We start from the raw sequence: 18,466 nt of genomic DNA, 5'->3' as shown, positions 1-18,466 counted from the left end.
TTTTGGTTTTGTACTTATTACCATTGTATCAGAGTTCCTCTCTTTTTTTATTCATTTGTGTAACATATGTTATAGCACATTACATTTCTACTGTCTTCTGCATCTGATGCAATTTGAAGTAAAGCCATCGCTTTCAACTCAGGATTTTTTATTTCCATAGCTTGGATTAATTTCTGCTGGCAACTATATGCCATTGCCAACCTATCATATTCTTGTCCCTGACGCACTTCTTCGATTGCCAATTGAACCACTTGAATTTGCTCAGCGATTTGTGCCATTTGCATCTGGGATGCATAGCTCGTCATTGCCTGTGATAGTGCTGGTGAAAGATTAACATTTTGAAGAGATATTGTTGATACAATCTTGTTGGTTTCAGGATTCACAAGATTTACCATCAATGAACCATCTTTCTTTGTCATCAATTTTAATGCACCACTTGCAATTTTTGCCTTCTGATCGTCAGTAAGAATAGCCTGAAAATCTTGTTCTGGAACACTTGCCTTCACAAGATTAATAAATGCTGGAGCAGAATAAAGCATCTGTTCTATCTTTGAAAATGCCTCTTTCGCTCCTTTCACGAGTGGTCGAGCCACCTCCGGCATATCATTAAAGTATTCTGTTAAATCCTCACTGTACTCAGAAGCATCAATAATCTCTATATCTTCTGGTGGAATATGTATTACATTATCGTCCATATTTAAAGCCTCCTCTGTAATAGGTCTTGTAATTTATGCGAATTATTAAATTCTATAGTCCTCTATATCACCATCTGGACAAGCAATTGTTTTATCAAATAACACAATATTCTTTCCAACTTTAGAGACCGTACTACCATAAACAATGCCTGAGTATCCCAAAGAAATATAGTACTGAGCCATTGTCTGAAAAGGAGCGTACATTAAGGTTTTATCATCTGTGTCACTTATAGGTACAAATATCTGCTCTGAGAGTAATTTTGTGTATGTATAAACTCCCCATTGCGTAAAGAGTTTTTTAAACTCATCTTCGCTTACATTATGTTTTGGAATAAAACCGAGGGCCTTTGCAGCTTTTATCCCTTTTTTAACTTGCTTTTGTCCATATTCCTCCAAACGAAAATTCAGCTCTTTATATGAAATATCATCAGCAATTGTCAAATCAACCAGTTTTAAATCCAAAGAACTATTCTCAAAAGAAAAATGGCAAAATCCAAATCTGTTTCCATCTTCTGCTCTACATTCTGCCTAAGAGCATTCATGTATATCAGTTTCATTTCCCAGTGCTAAATAAAGCCATTCTACTCCCGCAGGACTAAATCTGCTATCCTTTTTGATAAACATCTTTTTAGGAATAAAACGTTCATAATCCAGAACTTCATGTTCATCCAAGATAGTTCCTCTACCAATAAGCAACCCATTCAAATCTCTTATCGTTATCGTTTTGTGGTCAATTCCTGAATGTTGATGAAACAAATCATCATAAACCTTCAAAAAAGTATAGCCCTTTGCTTTTTCCACTTCATCAAAAGAAAACATTCTCTTTGCTAAAGCATCTCGAAATTCTGACCACGTTTTTTTAATTGCCGTTTCACTTTTTTCAATTTCACTAAAATCAAATATTTGTCCCACGCAAGTTCTGCCTCCCTTAACATCTATTCCACTGCCCGAAAATGCCTTTACTATCGAGTTGCCGGATTTGTTGTCAGCTTTTTCGGTTTTCAAAAATCTGCCCAAAATGCCTGACATCTAATCCACCGCCTCAATTTGCGTTATCTAATCCGAGGTCACAACCTGACACACATTTTCACAGTAGATATGTTTCCGCAGAATACAACCGAGCCATTTCGAAGGTCAGGCTTCTAATCCCAACTTCCGAAAAAGCCCGAAAATACGCCACTTTCTGGCATTTATTTATCTTTTCTTGACATCAATACCACCGTCTCACAATGGCACGAGTTGACTTTATGAATGTCAAATACCACTTTTTAGCCTTTCCCTGTTCGACCAAACATATCAAAGGCATTTTTCTCGTTTGTGGGAATATATCAATCATCACTATCCTGTTGTGCGACAGACTCTTTTTCGATAGTTTTTAACCATTCTTGCGTGTGAAGAAAAGGTCGTTCTTCTGGTTTTCTCAAAAACTGTGTCTGGAAATGTAGTCCGCTATCGAATTCGATAATTCTACGTATCAAGTCTTTCTCTATACCCATATGAGATAGGAAAATAGAAATAATGATTGCTTTCAAGACTCGTATTGAATCATTCATTTGTGAAAAATCCAATATGCCAGTTTTGTCCTTCTTATAATGAGAATAATAATTTCTGGTATCACCAAGTTTCCTGTAGAACAATTCAACAATCTGTTCATTCGTCATATCCTTGCGTTTCTCTGTATTACTCGCCAAACGTTCAATGTCTCCTGCGTTACTCCTAATAATACCAAAGTACAGATTATCCAACTCTTTTAAGCGATGAGATAAAGATTTTCTTTCCAAATAACCGGCTGCTATCCAACCAGAAATATCACCCATATTTGAAGAATTATACTTCCAATCTGGCAACACACTTTGAAACGCTTCTTCAAAAATTGGGCGGTTATCTTCTTCAAAAATCTGAGTTTTAATAACTTTTGATGCAGCCTTTAATGCTTTCTTTAATTTCTCTTCTGTTTCTGCATCACCAGATATTCTTGTATGATATCCATCTAATATTCTCATGTATTCGACGAATATTTCCTCTGCAAATATCTCTTTTCTATCATTTACAGAAAAATATATTCTCCTTAACAACGTGAACTGGTCATCAAGACAGAATTTACGCCAATTAGAAAAATACAGAATCAAATTATCTCCAAGCACATAATGGTACGTCCTTGGCCTATCCATAACATCTCGATTCATTAGATTATAGGAATAATCATGGTTAATATACAACCAGCTCTTAAGTTTCTGTCCTTCAATAGATAGCCGGATATTATCTGCTGTGGATACTTTACCAATCAACAATCCAAAGAATTGCATAATACACTCTATATCATTCTGTATTCTCTGAATATTTGCTGGCTGATTATATGTTACGCGAATTCGAGGTTCTTTTTTTATTTTAATTGCTATGTCTTCTTCAAGTGATGATATACTCTCATATGTTTCCGATTCAAAATACAGTTCAATTTGCGGGTCTGTTTCATGAATAACAATAGGCTCCAAATGCACCTCACCAGCAGCTGGTTCATCTTGGTCTGTACAACAATAAAAAACTGTTTGAATACCAAGCCATTCTGTCAATTCTCGAATAGCAAATGAAAACTCTTCTACCTTGGAAATATCTGCTCCTTTTGAAAAATCAAAATTCTGCATCAGGACATAAAACACTCTATGAGATGAAGTATAGTCTAGAATTCTGTTTTGTCCTGGTTTTGCGTATCCATTTACAAATACTTTATATCGAAATTGACCATCCTCTCCAATAAAGGTTTCTGGAAAAACAAGGCCATGAAATCGGCTATAAAACTCCAAATGATTCCCATCAATCAAAAGTTCTCCTACTTCTGATTTAGTTGAATCATTTTCTTTACACCATGTACCAATATGTCGCTCCATGCATCACCATTCCTTCCCGTTATTTATGTTCTAATATTATTTACCTGTTCCACAATGTATTGGTATTTATCCAACCCTATATTTGATGCCAAGCGGTCGTGAAATGCTTTACCAATATTAAAACTCATATCCATAGCATTTGCCTCGTCAAATCCGAACTTATCCCTCTCTTTTTACATAAATCAGTTCAACATCATACCCCAAAGCCTCAAGCATCTGTACAAAAGTCTTATTTACAACACCGTCTTGCTTTTTGATGATGCGATTGACGTACTGACCTGTTGTTCCGATTGTTTCCGCAAGCTGTGCCTGCGTAATTCCATTCTCTATGCACTTTACTTTTACATCTACTTCTATATTGTTTTTAATCATATATGTCGCTCCTATTCCTAACTCTTGTTAGTTCTAACACAAATAAGATAATTTATTATAACATACAATTTGCAAAAATACAAGACTGGCACGTGACGTACAGATGAACTTTCTACAACGAAAAAACACCCTGCAATGCTGCAAGGTACCCTAGTACTCTGTTATCTTCTAATATCTACACTAACCCCAGATTTAAATTTCATCGTGAAATAGCTATCATAAATCGTTACTTTCTCAAGTATTCTTCTAACCAGGCTTTCATCGTATTCTTCAATTTTTCCAATCTGCTCGTTTAGGAACTCCTTCATTTCTGCCACCCTCTGTTTCAAGACTTCTCGCTCAGCACTCTTTGTCATTAAATTCTGTTTTTGTTCCCTAAGCCTGTCAATTTCATCTGCAAGGTCACTGTAATCCTTATGGGCATTGGCGATCTTTAAGAGTTCTTTTTGCAGCTCTTCCATTCGCTCGTTGATACTTTCTAAAGAATTATCATCCCCAAGTGCCAGAACCGTTCTTATATTTTCTTCTAAGGTTTCGAGCATCTCATCCTTGCCACCTAAAACTTGATTGATGGCTCGAACCACTGCTGCTTTAAGTTCCTCTTCCTCGACTGTCGGTGCATCACATATATCCGGTCCTCTTTCAATTCTATTGACGCATCTCCATACATTATGCTTTTTCCCACGATTGTTCCAAGCCGTCCTTCTGTAGATATCTCCACATTTTGAGCAATAGCAAATGCTTGATAGTGCATATTTAGAACTGTAAACTCTTTTCTTTCTGTCTTTTCCACTATGAAGATTGGCTCGTCTTAATAGTTCTTCCTGAACCTGAGCATATAACTCCCTTGGAATAATTGCCTCATGGCTGTTTTCTACATAATACTGTGGCACAAGTCCGTTATTCTTTACTCGTTTTTTGGTAAGAACGTCTATGGTATAGGTCTTTTGAAGAAGTGCATCACCGATATATTTTTCATTGGTGAGTATCTTTTTAACACTTTCGGGACACCACCTTGGTTTACCTGCTGCCGTTAAAATGCCATCCCTTTCAAGTCCATCCCCGATTTGCTTAAGACTTGCCCCTTGTAGATATTCGAGATATATTCGCTTTACGATTTCTGCTTCCCTTGGCTCAATGACTAAATTTCCACCATCGTCTTTGGTATATCCCATAAAGCGATTATGGTTTACTTGTACTTCTCCATTCTGATATCGAAACTGAAGTCCAAGCTTTACATTCTTGCTTAAGGATTCTGATTCCTGTTGTGCAAGCGATGCCATAATCGTGAGCAACACCTCGCCCTTTGCATCCATTGTATTAATGTTCTCTTTCTCAAAGAAAACGGGAATGTTCTTATCCTTTAATTTTCGAATATAATTAAGACAATCCATGGTGTTTCTGGCAAATCGACTGATGGATTTTGTGATAATCATATCAATATGACCAGCCATACACTCTTCAATCATTCTGTTAAACTCGCTTCTTTTCTTTGTATTGGTACCGCTGATCCCGTCGTCTGCAAATATTCCCGCAAATTGCCATTCTTCGTTTTTTTGTATAAATGCCTTATAATGCTCTACCTGCATTTCATAGCTTGATGCTTGCTCCTCGCTATCTGTACTAACACGACAATATGCCGCAACCTTCAGCTTTGGCTTTTCTTCCTTTGCGATGGTATTTCCAACCCTTCGTTTAGGTGGAATTACTGTAACACTTCTATTCATCTGAATTCACCACACTTTCAATTTGACTATAAACATATTCAGCCTGCAAAAATTGATCTTTGTATTTCCTTTCAATCCTTGGAACCGTAAATTGGGTAGCTATAACTATTTTTTCATCTTCCTTTAGTTCTCTTACTCTGCCAAGGCTTGCTGCCTTTTTTCTTCTCATCTCCTCAGCTTTGTCAAAGGTCACCTTATCAATAATCTGTGGATAGTAATCATCACCAAGATAGTGCGTATTTCTAAGAATTCTTCCAACACTTCCATGATACATTTTAAGCCCTGCTCTTTTGACAGATTCGATAAGTCCAAGGCCCTTTGTGTATTCTTCAAATAGAGTTTTAACGCATTTTGCTTTTTCTTCATCCACCGCAGCCTTTCCATCTACAATCAAGTACCCATATGGTATATGCTTCATTTTGCCACCAACCTTTCTTTTAGTTTCAGACCGCATTTTAATTCAAGCTGAATCTCTTCTCTTGAAAGTACTAAGATTTTGTCTACAAACTATGAGAAAAAATCATCGGCAGTCATTTCTTGTGGCAGATGTTTCATCAGTTTTTCCAGCTCTCGAATTTTATCTCTGTCTCCAAGAACAGAATTCATAATGCTGTCTTTTTCAGCATTGAGCTGTCTTTCCCTTGCATTCAGCTTATTGTTTTCGCTACTTGCCATGCCTGGTTCTAATAATCCACTTGATATAAGGCTTGCCAGCACTTGACGTTCCTCTGTAACTTTCTCCAGTTGATTTTCTATCGCCTCAATATTCAGAAGTCTGTCTTTGTCATCAAATCCTTGTAAGCTGTAAAGAAGTGGTTTTAGAAGAATATCTTCTGCAAAAATCAGCTTATTTTTCATGGTAAGAATGGCAGCCTTGATAGCGTCATCAGTAATATACTTCATGGAACAAGGCTTTGTATGATTGATGTGATTATTACAGCACCAGGCAATATAATCACCGCTTGGCTTGTAGTGTTTTCTTCTTTTAAATACACCACCACATTCTGCACATATTACTTTGCTGGAAAGTGCATATCTATTTTGATATCGTTCTGTATTAATTCCATTGCCCTTTTCCTTTGCTCTTTGCAAAAGCATCGTATTTGCTTTGGAGAAGGTGTCACGGTCTATGATTGGTTAATGATGATTTTCCCATAAGTACTGCGTAAGATTCCCATCATTCCTATGTCTGTTAAATTCGCTATCCGTATAAGTCTTTTGGCATATTACATCACCAACATATTTCTCATTCTTAATAATTGCATTTACCGTTCCTGCTGACCACTTGCTCCCTTTTTTGGTTTTCACCCCTTTATCATTTAAGGCACTCGCTATGGAATGAGTGCTTTCTCCTTTAAGGATATCCTCAAAAATTTGCTTTACGATGATTGCCTGTTCTGGAATCACAGTCATCTCACCACCAACATTTTTATATCCATATGGTGGATAGGATATAACAAATGTCCCATTTTGAAATTTCTTCTGAATTGACCATTTGTTATTTTCTGAAATGGATCTTGATTCACTTTCAGCTAACCCACTTAGAATTGATAGCATGAGTTCACTTTCCATTTTGCTTGTGTCTATATTTCCCTTTTCAAAAACCACTGTAACACCTAGAGCAAGAAGTTTTCTTACAAATTCCAAACAATCGGTTGTACTTCTTGAAAGTCTGCTGATGGACTTTGTAATTATCCTGTCAATTTTTCCATCTTCACAAGCTTTTATCAATGCCATCAGTCCGTTTCTGCATTCTTTCTTGGTGCCGGTGATTCCTTCGTCATAAAATATGCCCGCATACTCCCAATCTTCATTGGATGTGATATATCTTTCATAATGTGCCTTTTGTGTATCAAGGCTAATAATCTGATCATCACTTGCAGTCGAAACTCTGCAGTAGGCTGCGACTCTAATCTTCTGCTTTTGGATAATATCTTCTTCGATCTTCGTTATCCTTTTCATCAACTCGACCTCCTTTTGCATGACCATATTCCCGTACAAATCAATATATATCAAGTTATTTAAGGCATAATCTCAGCAAGATATGGGGAGAATTTTCGCTTGTTTTTCTCAGCTAATTTGTTGAATTCGTCCGCAGTAATAAGACCTTTTTCAAGCATATCTTTTGATAATTTTTGTGCTAAGAAATAGTAATAATCCCTTTTAAGCTGCTCATCACGAATTTCTCCCTCGATCGTGCTTACCACACATATCGGTTCTTCCACTCTTGTTATTGTTTTTGCTGACATAAAAAACACCTCCTACATGGTAGCCACGGCAGGAGGTGAAATTGGACACATATTTAATCTTTTTTATAAAAATTACATTCGTAACCATCAGCACGAAGTAAAATACCATCAATCCAAGGTGTAGTTCTTCCCATCTGTTCACAGATAGCGGCAAGGCTCACTCGCTTGTCACATTCAATGATTAGTTCATCGTGAACATGACCACATATAAAGCAATGGGATAAAGTCCTCATAGCATACATCAAAATATCCTTGCTGATTGCCTGGACGATATTCTCCACGAACTTAGGACCATAGCTTTCGATTCGTTCCCACTTCTTTGTATCACCAACTCCCTCATAGGTCACTGACTCTGACCCAAACTGATTCACACCCATCTTAGGTTTTACATATGAGAGATTACGGCCACTTGGAAGTCCAATAAACAACATTCCGCTCTTATATGAAAAGCTGACAGAGCCGACCTTTGATGGCATTCTTTCCTTGACGGCTTTCTTCACAGCACGGTCAACTTCCCACCAGAACTTCACGATATTCGGATTAGCCTCTCGCCACATATCCACAAGTGGCTGAAGTTCTTCTTCTGCAAGACCCATCTCCAATGCTCCCATAGATTTCAAAGCACCAACCGAACCACCATAACCAAGTGCCAATTCCGCAATCTTGCCTTTTTGTCTAAGGTGAGCATTCTGCCCGTGCTTTTCCACAGGCACATGAAACATCTGACTTGCTGATGCACAATAGATGTCTCCACCACTTGCAAATACATCCGCTCTCCATTTTTCTCCTGCAAGATGTGAAAGAACCCTTGCTTCAATGGCAGAGAAGTCAGATACAATAAATTTCTTACCTTTTCTTGGCACAAATGCAGTTCTGATTAACTGCGACAGTGTATCCGGAATATCATCGTAAAGCATATTCATTGCATCATAGTTGCCTTGCTCCACCAGGGAACGAGCCTCTGCTAAATCAGTAATATGGTTTTGTGGAAGGTTTTGCAGTTGTATAAGTCTGCCTGCCCATCTGCCACTTCTGTTGGCCCCGTAAAATTGGAACATTCCCCTTGCTCTTCCGTACTTACACACAGCATTCTCCATTGCCTGGTACTTCTTTACCGATGATTTTGCGAGCTGCTGCCTAAGAGAAAGAACGGTTTGAAGTGGCTCCGGTGCAGTCTTTAATACTTCTGCCACTTCCTTTTTGCCAAGACTGCCCATTTTCAGCCCATTGTCAGCAAGCCACTGCTTCATCTGCTGCACAGAGTTTGGATTATCAAGTCCCGTTAATTCCTGCATTTTATCAGAGAGTACAGCCTTTGACTTTGAATCAAATAAAATGGCATTCTTTACTACAGCCATATCAAGTGCAATGCCCCTGTCATTAATTTCCTGGTCAAGATGGTATTCTTCCCATACAAATTCAGGAACAGGGAACTTTGAAAGTTTCTCCTGGATGGACATTTCCACCTCTACATCTCGCTTGTTATATTTTTTGAACATCTCCCACTTTTCTGTATCATGTAGTGGAAGATTTCTTGTTCTTCCGCCATTGACCTTCGTAGGCTTACACGGAACACAGAAATATCTGATGAGGTCTTTTCCCTCTGTTAGTTTCTGTTCAGAAAGACCTAACACAGCACCTGCTCCTGCAAGAGATAACGGCAGACCCATATAGGCTGACCATATCATGGAGCATTTCCACGATGACGGGTCAAGATAATCACCAACTGTATCTTCATTTATGCTATATGATCTAAAGTCCTTCTCGTAATATCTTCTCAGATATTCAGACAGACACACCCTCTCAAATGCTGCATTAAATGCCCACTTGATTGCACTCTCATCTGTGAGTGCCTTTACAATCTCGTTCGGAATATTTTCTCCCTGTGCAAGGTCTACTACAATAACTTCTCCACTGTCCACAGAATATCCGAATAATAATATTTCAAAGTTGTCCGACTGAGCATATTTATATACTCCACATTTCTGCAAATCCACATCACTGTATGTTTCCAAATCTATACTAATTGCTTTCATCATAATCACGCTCCTACCAAAAAGTGACAGTGCAACGAATCACACTGCCACCACCACTACTGTCACTATTGTCTTTATTTGTCTTAGCTTAAGAAGTCATCATCCACATCTGTTGCAAAATCGTCCTCTGCTCTTGACTTGCCACCAAGAAGTTCTCCGTCCTTAATCTTCTGAAGATTGTTAAGACCACAGGCAATACCCTTATTACCATTAGAGTTAAATGCATAGAGATTGATAGATGCTCTGCCATACACACCACTATAGACCTCGCTACGATCAATGATGGTATTTCTGTCTACATCTACAATGCCAGGTGCTGTTGCATAATTTGCATTGATGAAGTAGCTGTTTGCATATGCCTCATCATCCGGACGCTCCAAATCTCCGTCACGAAGAGGTGTTTTAAGTACAGAGAGTGCAGGTACTGTCTTGCCATTACCCTTAAGCTTTCCCTGACCTTCTTCGTATGCAGCCTGAATTGCCTTCTTGATTTTCTCCACTGTTACCTTATCTGACTTTGGAATGATAAGGCTGACACTGTACTTAGGTGCGCCACCGTTGATTGATTTAGGCTCCCATACATTTGCGTAGCTCCATCTTGTGTTTGGACCTGTGATTACCTTCATCGGATTACTAAAATTTGCCATAATAAATTCCTCCTAATTTTCATTAAAATCATCTTTTGCTGTATTCATTGCCGGACGCTTATCACTCTCCGGCACGAGTGTTGGTTTGCCAGGTGGCTTATATACCAAGCTGCCGAGCAGCTCTTCAAACTTCTTCTTACCGAGGAGTGCGGTCATAGCTGTAATACCTAGCAGCTTTTGTTCATATGGATTCTGTCCTGCCTTTGTAACAGTTTCTGCCACTTTCTCCTCATCGGTATATTTACGATTAGAACGACCCTCGATAACCTTAAACCCATCGTAGTGTGTTCCGCTGATAGCCTGCTGCAATGCAAATTCTTTGATGTCAGTTGCCCATGAAATAAATTCATCCACTCTTGTTAAAAGAACTGCAATTTCAGCATCTTCAAGAGTTGCAGGCATTTCAAAGTCATACTTTGCAAGTTCCATGTTGTATTCCATTCGCTTTCTGCAAGTAGCTTTTACTTTACAAAACTGGCAATGTTCTCCTTCCTTAAAATCACCCTCGCCATCAAATGCAAGTCTGGCCGTTGGTGCAAGTACAGTCTCTGCCCAGGAATAAAGTGCATCCTTTTCCATAACAAATGTACTGATATTTTCCTTGCGAGGCTGGAAGATTGTCATAGATACTTCGTTGATGTCATAAATACCGTCAAACAGATTCAAGGCTCCGAGTGCGTAACACATCATCTGAGGATTATTCTCTGCTGACACTTCCACACCTTTACCGTGCTTGTAATCAATGACATAAAGAGTTCCATCTCCGATAATCACGCAGTCCCCAGTACCAAATCCCTCTGGAACATACTTCGAAAAATCAAGTTTCTGTTCAATCAGCACAATTGGGTCTTTACAGTTTTTCTTTACTTTCTCTACAACAGAAGAACAAAATCCTGCATATTCCTCTGCACATTCTTCCATCTCGGCATCGTAGTAACTAAGACTGTTTGTGAGATTTCTGCTCTTCATCCCGATTGCCTTTTTGAGTTTATGTTCACAAAGGGTATGTGCATCTGTACCTTGAAGGGCATACTCACTTGCTTTATCTTCTTTGTCTGCACAAAGCCTGGCAGAGGGTGGACAATTTAGCCATCTGTGACTTGCCGAGGCTGACAAAATTGCGTGTGCCACCATCAAATCACCTCCACCTTCTGCAAGAGTTCCTCATACTGTGAAGGGTCAATATCAGACAGCTTTTCTACACCGAATGAAGAAATAACTGCTTTGACTTCATCTGTATGTCCATCTCTTGACTTAGCTGCAAGAACCGCTTCTTCTTTTCTTTTTCCGATAAATGCACTAAATATTTTGAATTTATCAGTTCAGGCATTTTCAAATGGTCTTTTGCTTTCATGGAAATTGTAATATCGGATATTTTTTCATATATGGCTTTCTCTGCTCCTGGCATTGGCTTATAGCTGTAAACGATAGGTCCATTCATTTTATCCGGCTTGAAATATGCCATTCTGTACTGACCGATAAATCTTCCAAGCCTTGCACCCATATCTAAGATTTTGAACTCTGCAAATAAATCCATAAGTCCGTTACTTGAAGGTGTACCCGTAAGACCTACGATTCTTTTAACTTTCGGTCTTACTTTCATCAGTGACTTAAACCTCTTAGCTTGATGATTCTTGAAAGAACTAAGTTCATCAATAACCACCATATCAAAATCAAATGGAACTCCACTTTTCTCAATCAGCCTCTGAAGATTTTCTCGGTTAATGATATAGATATCTGCTTTTTACTTTAGAGCCGACAGCCTTTCAGTTTCTGTGCCAACTGCGATAGAAAACTGTAAGTCTTTTAAGTGATCCCATTTTTCAATTTCATCTGACCAGGTATTTCTTGCTACCCTTAAAGGTGCTACTACCAGAATACGATGTGCATCAAAATAATCAAAAAGCAGGTCATTAAGTGCAGTCAGCGTGATACTTGTTTTTCCTAAACCCATATCAAGCAGGACTGCTGCAATCGGATGTGTTTCAATATAACGGGTGGCATACTTTTGATAATCATGTGGTTCGTATTTCATCAATCACACCTCCAATCTTTTCTGCATCATCAATAACATAGACTCGAAACCCCAGCCCCATCAAAATTTTATGCCTCGCTACTTGCAAAGGCCTCGGTTTCTGCCCCGATGCTTTTAATTCTGCAAAAGCAAACTTACCTCTTGGAAGAAGGATAATTCTATCAGGCATTCCGCTCATTCCAGGAGATACAAACTTCGGACAAATACCACCTCGCTTTTTGACTTCTCGCACAAGTCTTTGTTCTATTTCTTTTTCACGCATAATGTCCTCCAATCTCTTAATGGTGGAGGTCTATAAAGGTCATTTCTAAAACTTTATATAGAGTGATTTTTTACCAAAAATTCTGCCCTAAAGGGGTTTTATATAATGACTTCCTATGACCTCCACCCTTGAATGCATTAATTATCTAAAAAGTCTGATTTTAAGCGTATTCCACGGACTATCACACCCGCTTTCGTTTTCTTTCTCTCAAAACCTTCATTCTCAAGTGCCGTATAAAAATCTGTGGTACTTCTCGTATATTCTCCCGTCCTTGCACAGTAAGAACGATACTCCTGGTAGAACTCTCCCGACTTCTGTTGGAATGTCATATCCACCTCACAGCACTCGTCCACAAATGCAGAAAACCAGTCATTGTTCTCACGATACTTATTGATGGCTGCCTCGACCACCATTGGAACCTTTAATTTGTACTTGTTTTTAATAGCTTTCTCTGCTCCTTCAATAATCCAAGAAAGCACAGCACCACCAGCATTTTCATAAAGGAAATCAGCATAATTTTTTCTATCACTATTTCCTGTAATCTTTGCATTAAAAGATATAACAATAAGCCTTCGCCAGATACCATCATCATTAGCTCCCACCCTTGGGAGATGATTGGTATATAAGACGAGGGTGTGTGTCGGCACATATTTAAACGGATCCTTATATTTCTTTTCAGCAGTAACTTCATCGGTGGAACACAGCTGTTTTACAATGGAAGTATTAAGGCGCATTCCTTCTTCAAGTTCTGCGGCAATAACTAATCTCTTACCCTTGAGTTCTGCCATCTCAGGCTTTACATTACGCTTGTAACCAACTGTCAGAGCATCGGCTGAGATAGTTCCGCTGTATGTTCCAAGCACCCTTGCGATAGTATTCCAAAAGGTACTCTTACCATTGCTGCCCTCACCATATGCAATGACAAGTGCCTCAACATACACCTTGCCGATTGCTGAAAGTCCTACAATCTGCTGAACATAATCCATTAGTTCTGCATCTCCACAGAAAAAGCTATCCAAGGCAGAAAGCCACAAATCCATACCTTCATCGTCTAGCGATACAGCAGTAATCTTTGTAATTAGATCCTCTGCTGAATGTTCCTTACTGTTTCCATTTTGTAAATCAAAGGTAGCTGTCGGAGTATTCAGTAAAAACTCCTGGTTATCGAAATCTGTGATTTTCTTAAGTAACATAGGTTTTGCCGCCTGCAGTGCAGAGGTTACATACTTCATATCCCTGCGTTTCATAACGAAGGCATAATATTTTGATGCCATCACAAATTTCTTAAATGCCTTCTCACTGTTTTTATCGATGGCTTTTTCCAGTGCTTTACCTCCTGCCATAACTGCATCCTTATCAACGCCTGCATCAAGAAGTGACTTCTTTGCTTTCTCCACAGCTGCCGTAGCCTCCTTTAACTGTTCATCCAAAAATTCCTCGCAGGCACCAACGGCTAACTGCTTTGATTCCGACCAATGCGTACCGTCATAACGCATATAATCTGTGGAGTCTGTAAAGGCAAGTTCTCCTTCGTACTCTCTTGCCAGAACCTTTGCTTGGCCAATATCAGAATAATCGTCCGGTTTCAAGCTGTATCCCTTATTAAATTCTTCGGGCGATACATAGCCGACCTGCGACTGCACCTTCTTACCAAACTTAATGGCACTGCTCCAAATAAGAGCAAGTTCACTATCCTCAAGCGGTGGATTGCAAAGAGCTGCCTTTTCAAGAAAAATATCATGCGCCTTGTCTGTATTTCCGTATCTTTTTATAAGTTTCCCTGCAATATGGCTCATGGTACTGTTACGAGAACCTTCAACAATGCTCTGCGAATTATTGTCATATTCAGCAAAGTCCAGTTCATCCAAACAATCCACAATTGTTCTGCTGCCTTCGTGCCATACAATATCTGCAGGTGTATGTCCAAAGATAAATCTTGCAGCATCTAAAGCATTGTCATCAAAAAATGGGGCAATCTCCTGGAGTCTTGTTTTGATACCTGCGACCTCATCAGCTACAGTAATCGGTTCATGTGGGAAATAAATATGATGTCTTGGTCTTGCAGATTTATTTCCTTTGACCTTACCATCGTTACGGCTTGGAACAATGATGTAAGATACATCTGGGAACAGCTCCTCATACTTTTCAGGAGTAATCCAGTCTTTCGGATTGTCACTGTGGTCATTATCACAATCCATAACTTCAACATCAGAAGAAATAAAATCATCAATACTGCGATGTGCTTTCTTAAATTCTGCACATACATGATCCCTGGCAATAACCGAAATCATATCGTCTTTATTCGTGATTACTGCTTTATTGGGATAGATGGTATTTGCAGCGTTGCCCACACAGCTTGCACTAAATATAGTCAATCTCATTACTGAACCTCCTCCATTTCATTTGTAAAATAACGAATTTTCATCTTTCTCTTTTCTGCCAAAGCAATCTCTCGCTCCATACCTTTTGAGATAAAATCGCCGAACACCCACACCTCCGAGCATTTACCCATTAAAACATAATTGATAGTATGAGTTGCAAGGTATCTCTCTTCCGAATTTTCATCGTCCATAAACTGTGGATATAAAAGATGTGGAGCAAGTGGTATCGCCCCTATATCAAGTGCAAAGCGACAGAACTTACGGGCTCTTTTTACATTCTTTGTAATCGTTCCGCTGTATGGACTGCAAATATACACAAGAGGTCTATACTTTTCAGACAAGCAGAAATTGGCAGCTTTTTTGGCTGCCTTATCCTGCTTGTCGATATTCGTAAGTGCCTCATAGGTTGTTGGGTCGTTGTAACCCTCTGAGTTGTACTTATTAACCGACATATTAATCCTCCTGTTCCATCGTTGGTAAAATACCGTCAGATTTCAAAAGTTCATAGATGAACAAGCGTCCCTGCTGAGTCCAATAAGTATGAACTGCCGTATGCATTGTTCCGTCATTTCCTGGGTAGCTGTGTGTCTTGGTGTTGGTGTAACCCATCTCGGCATACTTCTGATACAAGAGCCAGATTTTATTGCCCTGCTTGTACTGCACACCCTTTTGATGAAGATACTGATTCATACGATTAGCCGACCAACCATAGTCCTTTGCAATCACAGAAATCGCAACCAGATCTTTGCAGTTAAGCACTACATCGTAGTAGCTTGCCTTCGGTTTCATCTCCACAATCTGCTGATTCTGCACTGCTACAGTTTCTTTAAGTGCCTGGTTAATCTCACGCTCTGCCTTAAGCTGTAAAAGTGCCTCAATCAGCATATCTGGATTAGCAAGAACCTCGTCTACTGCATATACTCCGTGTCTTCTGATAGTTGGAAGAACCTCAGATGTAACCCAACGCTTGAACCTGCGAGCGGTAGGTAACTTGCTTGAAAGGATTAGGCTGTAAAGTCCAGACTCATTAATTACCGTCATTTCCTGTGTTCCGCCAAGAGTGTCACATTTCGTTACTCCCTTATCTTCCTCATCAACATGGTCTGCAAGTGCCTTTCTTGAATTGCTGTAACCAAGAATTTCTGCAACATCACGTCCGACAAAATATGGCTCACCATTAATCTGTAATGTGCGGATAGAGCCAAACTCCGCATTTTTGAAAATTTGTAATTCACTCATAAGAATTACCTCCATAAAATTTATTAGAGGAACACCCTCTACTTGGTAGCCACGGCAGAGGGTGATATTGGACAGCTTTTTATAAAAACTTCAAATATTTTTTCTTAGCTCTCTGTAAACGCTTATATACCGTATCTCTTTTAAGGTCATGCATATCGGCATACTCTTCGGGAGTTACATCATCAAGTGCTGTTGCAATAAGCACATCAGCATATTCCGGGGTCAGCACCTCACGAATTTTCTGACAAAGTGCCTCGTACTCAAACTTGTAATCTCTCTTTTCTTCATCTGTGTTATCAGCAACATAATCGAGACCGTCAATTTCTTCATCGCTCTCATCGTCTGTAAAAGGTGCCCTAATCTCAGTTCTATGACGATTCTCTGTATGCCAACTGTTGTACTCACGCTTATTCATAAGGTCGAATACCTCTTGAACAGTTTCACACTTTTTCACTTGGTACTTTTTATCTTCGGGTGCCTCCGCCAAACGCTGCTGATAATCGATTTCGATCATCAAGCTGTAATCACCGTCTGGAATTTCAATTGTTGTGTACTTCTTATGCCCGTTTTTCATGTTCTCTTCGTATAAAATATTGATTTTCATGTTTGCCTCCTAACTCGAAGGGCAACCATGACAGGGTATAAAAATAGGTCTGTGTCAGAGATACACAGGCCCACAAAACGGAAAAAGAGCGCAACGAGGAAAGGGTATCTCTTCACGGCTCAATCACTGTCTTTATCACAGTGAATTGAAACCTATGAGATATCCTGCCAAGATTGCGCACTCCGGCATGATTTACTATTTTTGACTTCTGAGGGATTAGTCTTTACTTTAGTTAAAATCCATATAAGAACACATTCGAAACTGTATAGTTCTACAAAATTTCTGCGTTCGCTGATTTTTCAGACTTGAAAGTGTAGATTTTTTCTTGAATTTCCGATATAATATATACAGTTTTTATTTCATGGCCTTTTATGACGTATTTGGAAATAAAGCTATCCCTTATCACCTTTAATTATAAATGGTAGGGTCGGTAGAACTGGGTAGCCGTGGGTAGCGTTGGGTAGGCTTTGATAGGAGGGATTTGTTTTGACATTCCAAGAATTTGCTCACAAGCTAAAATCCGTCATAGGTGGATCAAGTAATACAAAGCAATTTACCAAGACACTATTTGAAACAATGCTACAAGAGGAAGATTTACCAATTATTGAAGGAATCTCGATAGAAACATATAAATCGTATTACAACGGTCATACAAGTATTAGTAACATAGCTTCAACCATACTCAGCCACATAGAACCTGAGCAATTTGTTTCCTACTTAGAGTCATTTAATGATGGCGTAGCAGAAAACTTATGTAAGGCATTTGCTGAAAATATATCGGACATTGACCTAGCAAACTTTTCTGTAAAAATCAAAGAATTATTTGTTAATATTCTTAATGAGGCGGCAAATAAGACAAGAAAAACACCGGCATCCCAAAAAGATACCGGTGCAGAATCACTTGAAATCCCAGAAGAAAATGTGACAGATGAATCACCATATTCATCTGAAGATACACAGCTACTTCATGATTTTACTTTTGATTACGATGAGATAATGGTTACGATGATTGGTGAAAATTACGGTGCTTCACTAGTTGACATGACACTTCCTATAAAAATTGATAACCTATATCAAACGAAGTGGGAGCAGAAGGCAAATAACTTCTCTGACCCTGGTCTTAAATCAAGTGTATTTGCTTTACTTTATGAACTGAATGAGCTAAGTAAGAGTTTTTCTTCAAATAGCAATGAGCCATTTTTTATGAGCCAAACAAGAGTAAAAATGCGAAACCTATATGTAAAACTCCACCCTGAACATTTTGCAGGAGCATTTCCATATGATGTATTTATTGACGATTGGAATGACGGTGAATATTAGCAATAACAGAAAGG

20 protein-coding genes and 1 pseudogene are annotated in these 18,466 nt (G+C 38.9%); 2 read left to right on the top strand and 19 right to left on the bottom strand.

Annotated elements, in window-relative coordinates:
* Positions 1 to 47: 47 nt before the first annotated feature.
* From FYJ71_RS01165 to FYJ71_RS01100, 16 genes and pseudogenes are all read right to left on the bottom strand, one after another.
* Positions 48 to 695, bottom strand: a complete 648-nt coding sequence (locus FYJ71_RS01165; protein ID WP_195836873.1) for a hypothetical protein — start codon at positions 693 to 695, stop codon at positions 48 to 50.
* A 45-nt stretch (positions 696 to 740) separates the two neighbouring features.
* Positions 741 to 1,157: an RES family NAD+ phosphorylase gene (locus FYJ71_RS09950; RefSeq protein WP_235899033.1), complete on the bottom strand. Its 417-nt coding sequence runs from the start codon at positions 1,155 to 1,157 to the stop codon at positions 741 to 743.
* Positions 1,158 to 1,223: 66 nt separating this feature from the next.
* Positions 1,224 to 1,724: a hypothetical protein gene (locus tag FYJ71_RS09945; protein ID WP_235899032.1), complete on the bottom strand. Its 501-nt coding sequence runs from the start codon at positions 1,722 to 1,724 to the stop codon at positions 1,224 to 1,226.
* A 299-nt stretch (positions 1,725 to 2,023) separates the two neighbouring features.
* Positions 2,024 to 3,580 (bottom strand): ApeA N-terminal domain 1-containing protein, encoded by a 1,557-nt coding sequence (locus tag FYJ71_RS01155; RefSeq protein WP_154537016.1) that lies wholly within the window; start codon positions 3,578 to 3,580, stop codon positions 2,024 to 2,026.
* Positions 3,581 to 3,739: 159 nt separating this feature from the next.
* Positions 3,740 to 3,952, bottom strand: coding sequence for a helix-turn-helix domain-containing protein (locus tag FYJ71_RS01150; protein WP_154537015.1), 213 nt, complete (start codon positions 3,950 to 3,952; stop codon positions 3,740 to 3,742).
* 161 nt (positions 3,953 to 4,113) lie between these two features.
* On the bottom strand, positions 4,114 to 5,679 hold the full coding sequence (locus tag FYJ71_RS01145; RefSeq protein ID WP_154537014.1) for a recombinase family protein: 1,566 nt from the start codon (positions 5,677 to 5,679) through the stop codon (positions 4,114 to 4,116).
* Positions 5,672 to 6,133: a recombinase family protein gene (locus tag FYJ71_RS01140; protein ID WP_235899031.1), complete on the bottom strand. Its 462-nt coding sequence runs from the start codon at positions 6,131 to 6,133 to the stop codon at positions 5,672 to 5,674. Before FYJ71_RS01140 ends, FYJ71_RS01145 begins: the two co-directional genes overlap by 8 nt.
* Before the next feature lie 53 nt (positions 6,134 to 6,186).
* Positions 6,187 to 6,777 carry a zinc ribbon domain-containing protein gene (locus FYJ71_RS10110; protein ID WP_331467991.1) on the bottom strand — a complete coding sequence of 197 codons (591 nt, stop codon included), beginning with the start codon at positions 6,775 to 6,777 and terminating at the stop codon, positions 6,187 to 6,189.
* Between the two features lie 39 nt (positions 6,778 to 6,816).
* Positions 6,817 to 7,641, bottom strand: a complete 825-nt coding sequence (locus FYJ71_RS10105; protein WP_331467990.1) for a recombinase family protein — start codon at positions 7,639 to 7,641, stop codon at positions 6,817 to 6,819.
* A gap of 59 nt (positions 7,642 to 7,700) precedes the next feature.
* The gene (locus tag FYJ71_RS01130) at positions 7,701 to 7,928 is read right to left on the bottom strand and encodes an SHOCT domain-containing protein (RefSeq protein WP_154537012.1); all 228 of its coding nucleotides are present in this window, start codon (positions 7,926 to 7,928) and stop codon (positions 7,701 to 7,703) included.
* 53 nt (positions 7,929 to 7,981) lie between these two features.
* The gene (locus FYJ71_RS01125; RefSeq protein WP_331467989.1) at positions 7,982 to 9,967 is read right to left on the bottom strand and encodes a DNA polymerase; all 1,986 of its coding nucleotides are present in this window, start codon (positions 9,965 to 9,967) and stop codon (positions 7,982 to 7,984) included.
* Between the two features lie 80 nt (positions 9,968 to 10,047).
* Positions 10,048 to 10,611: a DUF2815 family protein gene (locus FYJ71_RS01120; RefSeq protein WP_154537011.1), complete on the bottom strand. Its 564-nt coding sequence runs from the start codon at positions 10,609 to 10,611 to the stop codon at positions 10,048 to 10,050.
* A 12-nt stretch (positions 10,612 to 10,623) separates the two neighbouring features.
* Complete coding sequence (locus FYJ71_RS01115) at positions 10,624 to 11,745, bottom strand: DUF2800 domain-containing protein (protein WP_154537010.1); 1,122 nt, start codon at positions 11,743 to 11,745, stop codon at positions 10,624 to 10,626.
* A 64-nt stretch (positions 11,746 to 11,809) separates the two neighbouring features.
* Positions 11,810 to 12,565: pseudogene (locus FYJ71_RS01110) on the bottom strand (SNF2-related protein).
* A gap of 61 nt (positions 12,566 to 12,626) precedes the next feature.
* Positions 12,627 to 12,878 (bottom strand): VRR-NUC domain-containing protein, encoded by a 252-nt coding sequence (locus FYJ71_RS01105; RefSeq protein WP_331467988.1) that lies wholly within the window; start codon positions 12,876 to 12,878, stop codon positions 12,627 to 12,629.
* Between the two features lie 167 nt (positions 12,879 to 13,045).
* Positions 13,046 to 14,551 (bottom strand): phage/plasmid primase, P4 family, encoded by a 1,506-nt coding sequence (locus FYJ71_RS01100; protein ID WP_328597732.1) that lies wholly within the window; start codon positions 14,549 to 14,551, stop codon positions 13,046 to 13,048.
* A gap of 178 nt (positions 14,552 to 14,729) precedes the next feature.
* Here FYJ71_RS01100 and FYJ71_RS09940 point away from each other — a divergent pair, with 178 nt between their 5' ends.
* A complete protein-coding gene (locus FYJ71_RS09940; RefSeq protein WP_235899068.1) occupies positions 14,730 to 14,951 on the top strand; it encodes a hypothetical protein in 222 nt (73 codons plus the stop codon).
* Positions 14,952 to 15,288: 337 nt separating this feature from the next.
* On the opposite strand, the gene FYJ71_RS01095 is transcribed toward FYJ71_RS09940, so the two are convergent.
* The 3 genes from FYJ71_RS01095 to FYJ71_RS01085 form a co-directional block, all read right to left on the bottom strand.
* Positions 15,289 to 15,741, bottom strand: coding sequence for a DUF7768 domain-containing protein (locus FYJ71_RS01095; protein WP_154537007.1), 453 nt, complete (start codon positions 15,739 to 15,741; stop codon positions 15,289 to 15,291).
* A 1-nt stretch (position 15,742) separates the two neighbouring features.
* The gene (locus tag FYJ71_RS01090) at positions 15,743 to 16,528 is read right to left on the bottom strand and encodes a phage antirepressor KilAC domain-containing protein (RefSeq protein WP_154537006.1); all 786 of its coding nucleotides are present in this window, start codon (positions 16,526 to 16,528) and stop codon (positions 15,743 to 15,745) included.
* 79 nt (positions 16,529 to 16,607) lie between these two features.
* Positions 16,608 to 17,102, bottom strand: a complete 495-nt coding sequence (locus FYJ71_RS01085; protein ID WP_195836872.1) for an RNA polymerase sigma factor — start codon at positions 17,100 to 17,102, stop codon at positions 16,608 to 16,610.
* A gap of 516 nt (positions 17,103 to 17,618) precedes the next feature.
* On the opposite strand from FYJ71_RS01085, the gene FYJ71_RS01080 reads away from it, so the two are divergent.
* On the top strand, positions 17,619 to 18,452 hold the full coding sequence (locus tag FYJ71_RS01080) for a hypothetical protein (RefSeq protein ID WP_154537004.1): 834 nt from the start codon (positions 17,619 to 17,621) through the stop codon (positions 18,450 to 18,452).
* Positions 18,453 to 18,466 lie beyond the last annotated feature (14 nt).

Source organism: Peptostreptococcus porci (assembly GCF_009695815.1).
Taxonomy (GTDB): Bacteria; Bacillota; Clostridia; order Peptostreptococcales; family Peptostreptococcaceae; genus Peptostreptococcus; species Peptostreptococcus porci.
The sequence above is the reverse complement of the archived record's forward strand: the minus strand, read 5'-3'. Positions and strand labels throughout refer to the sequence as shown.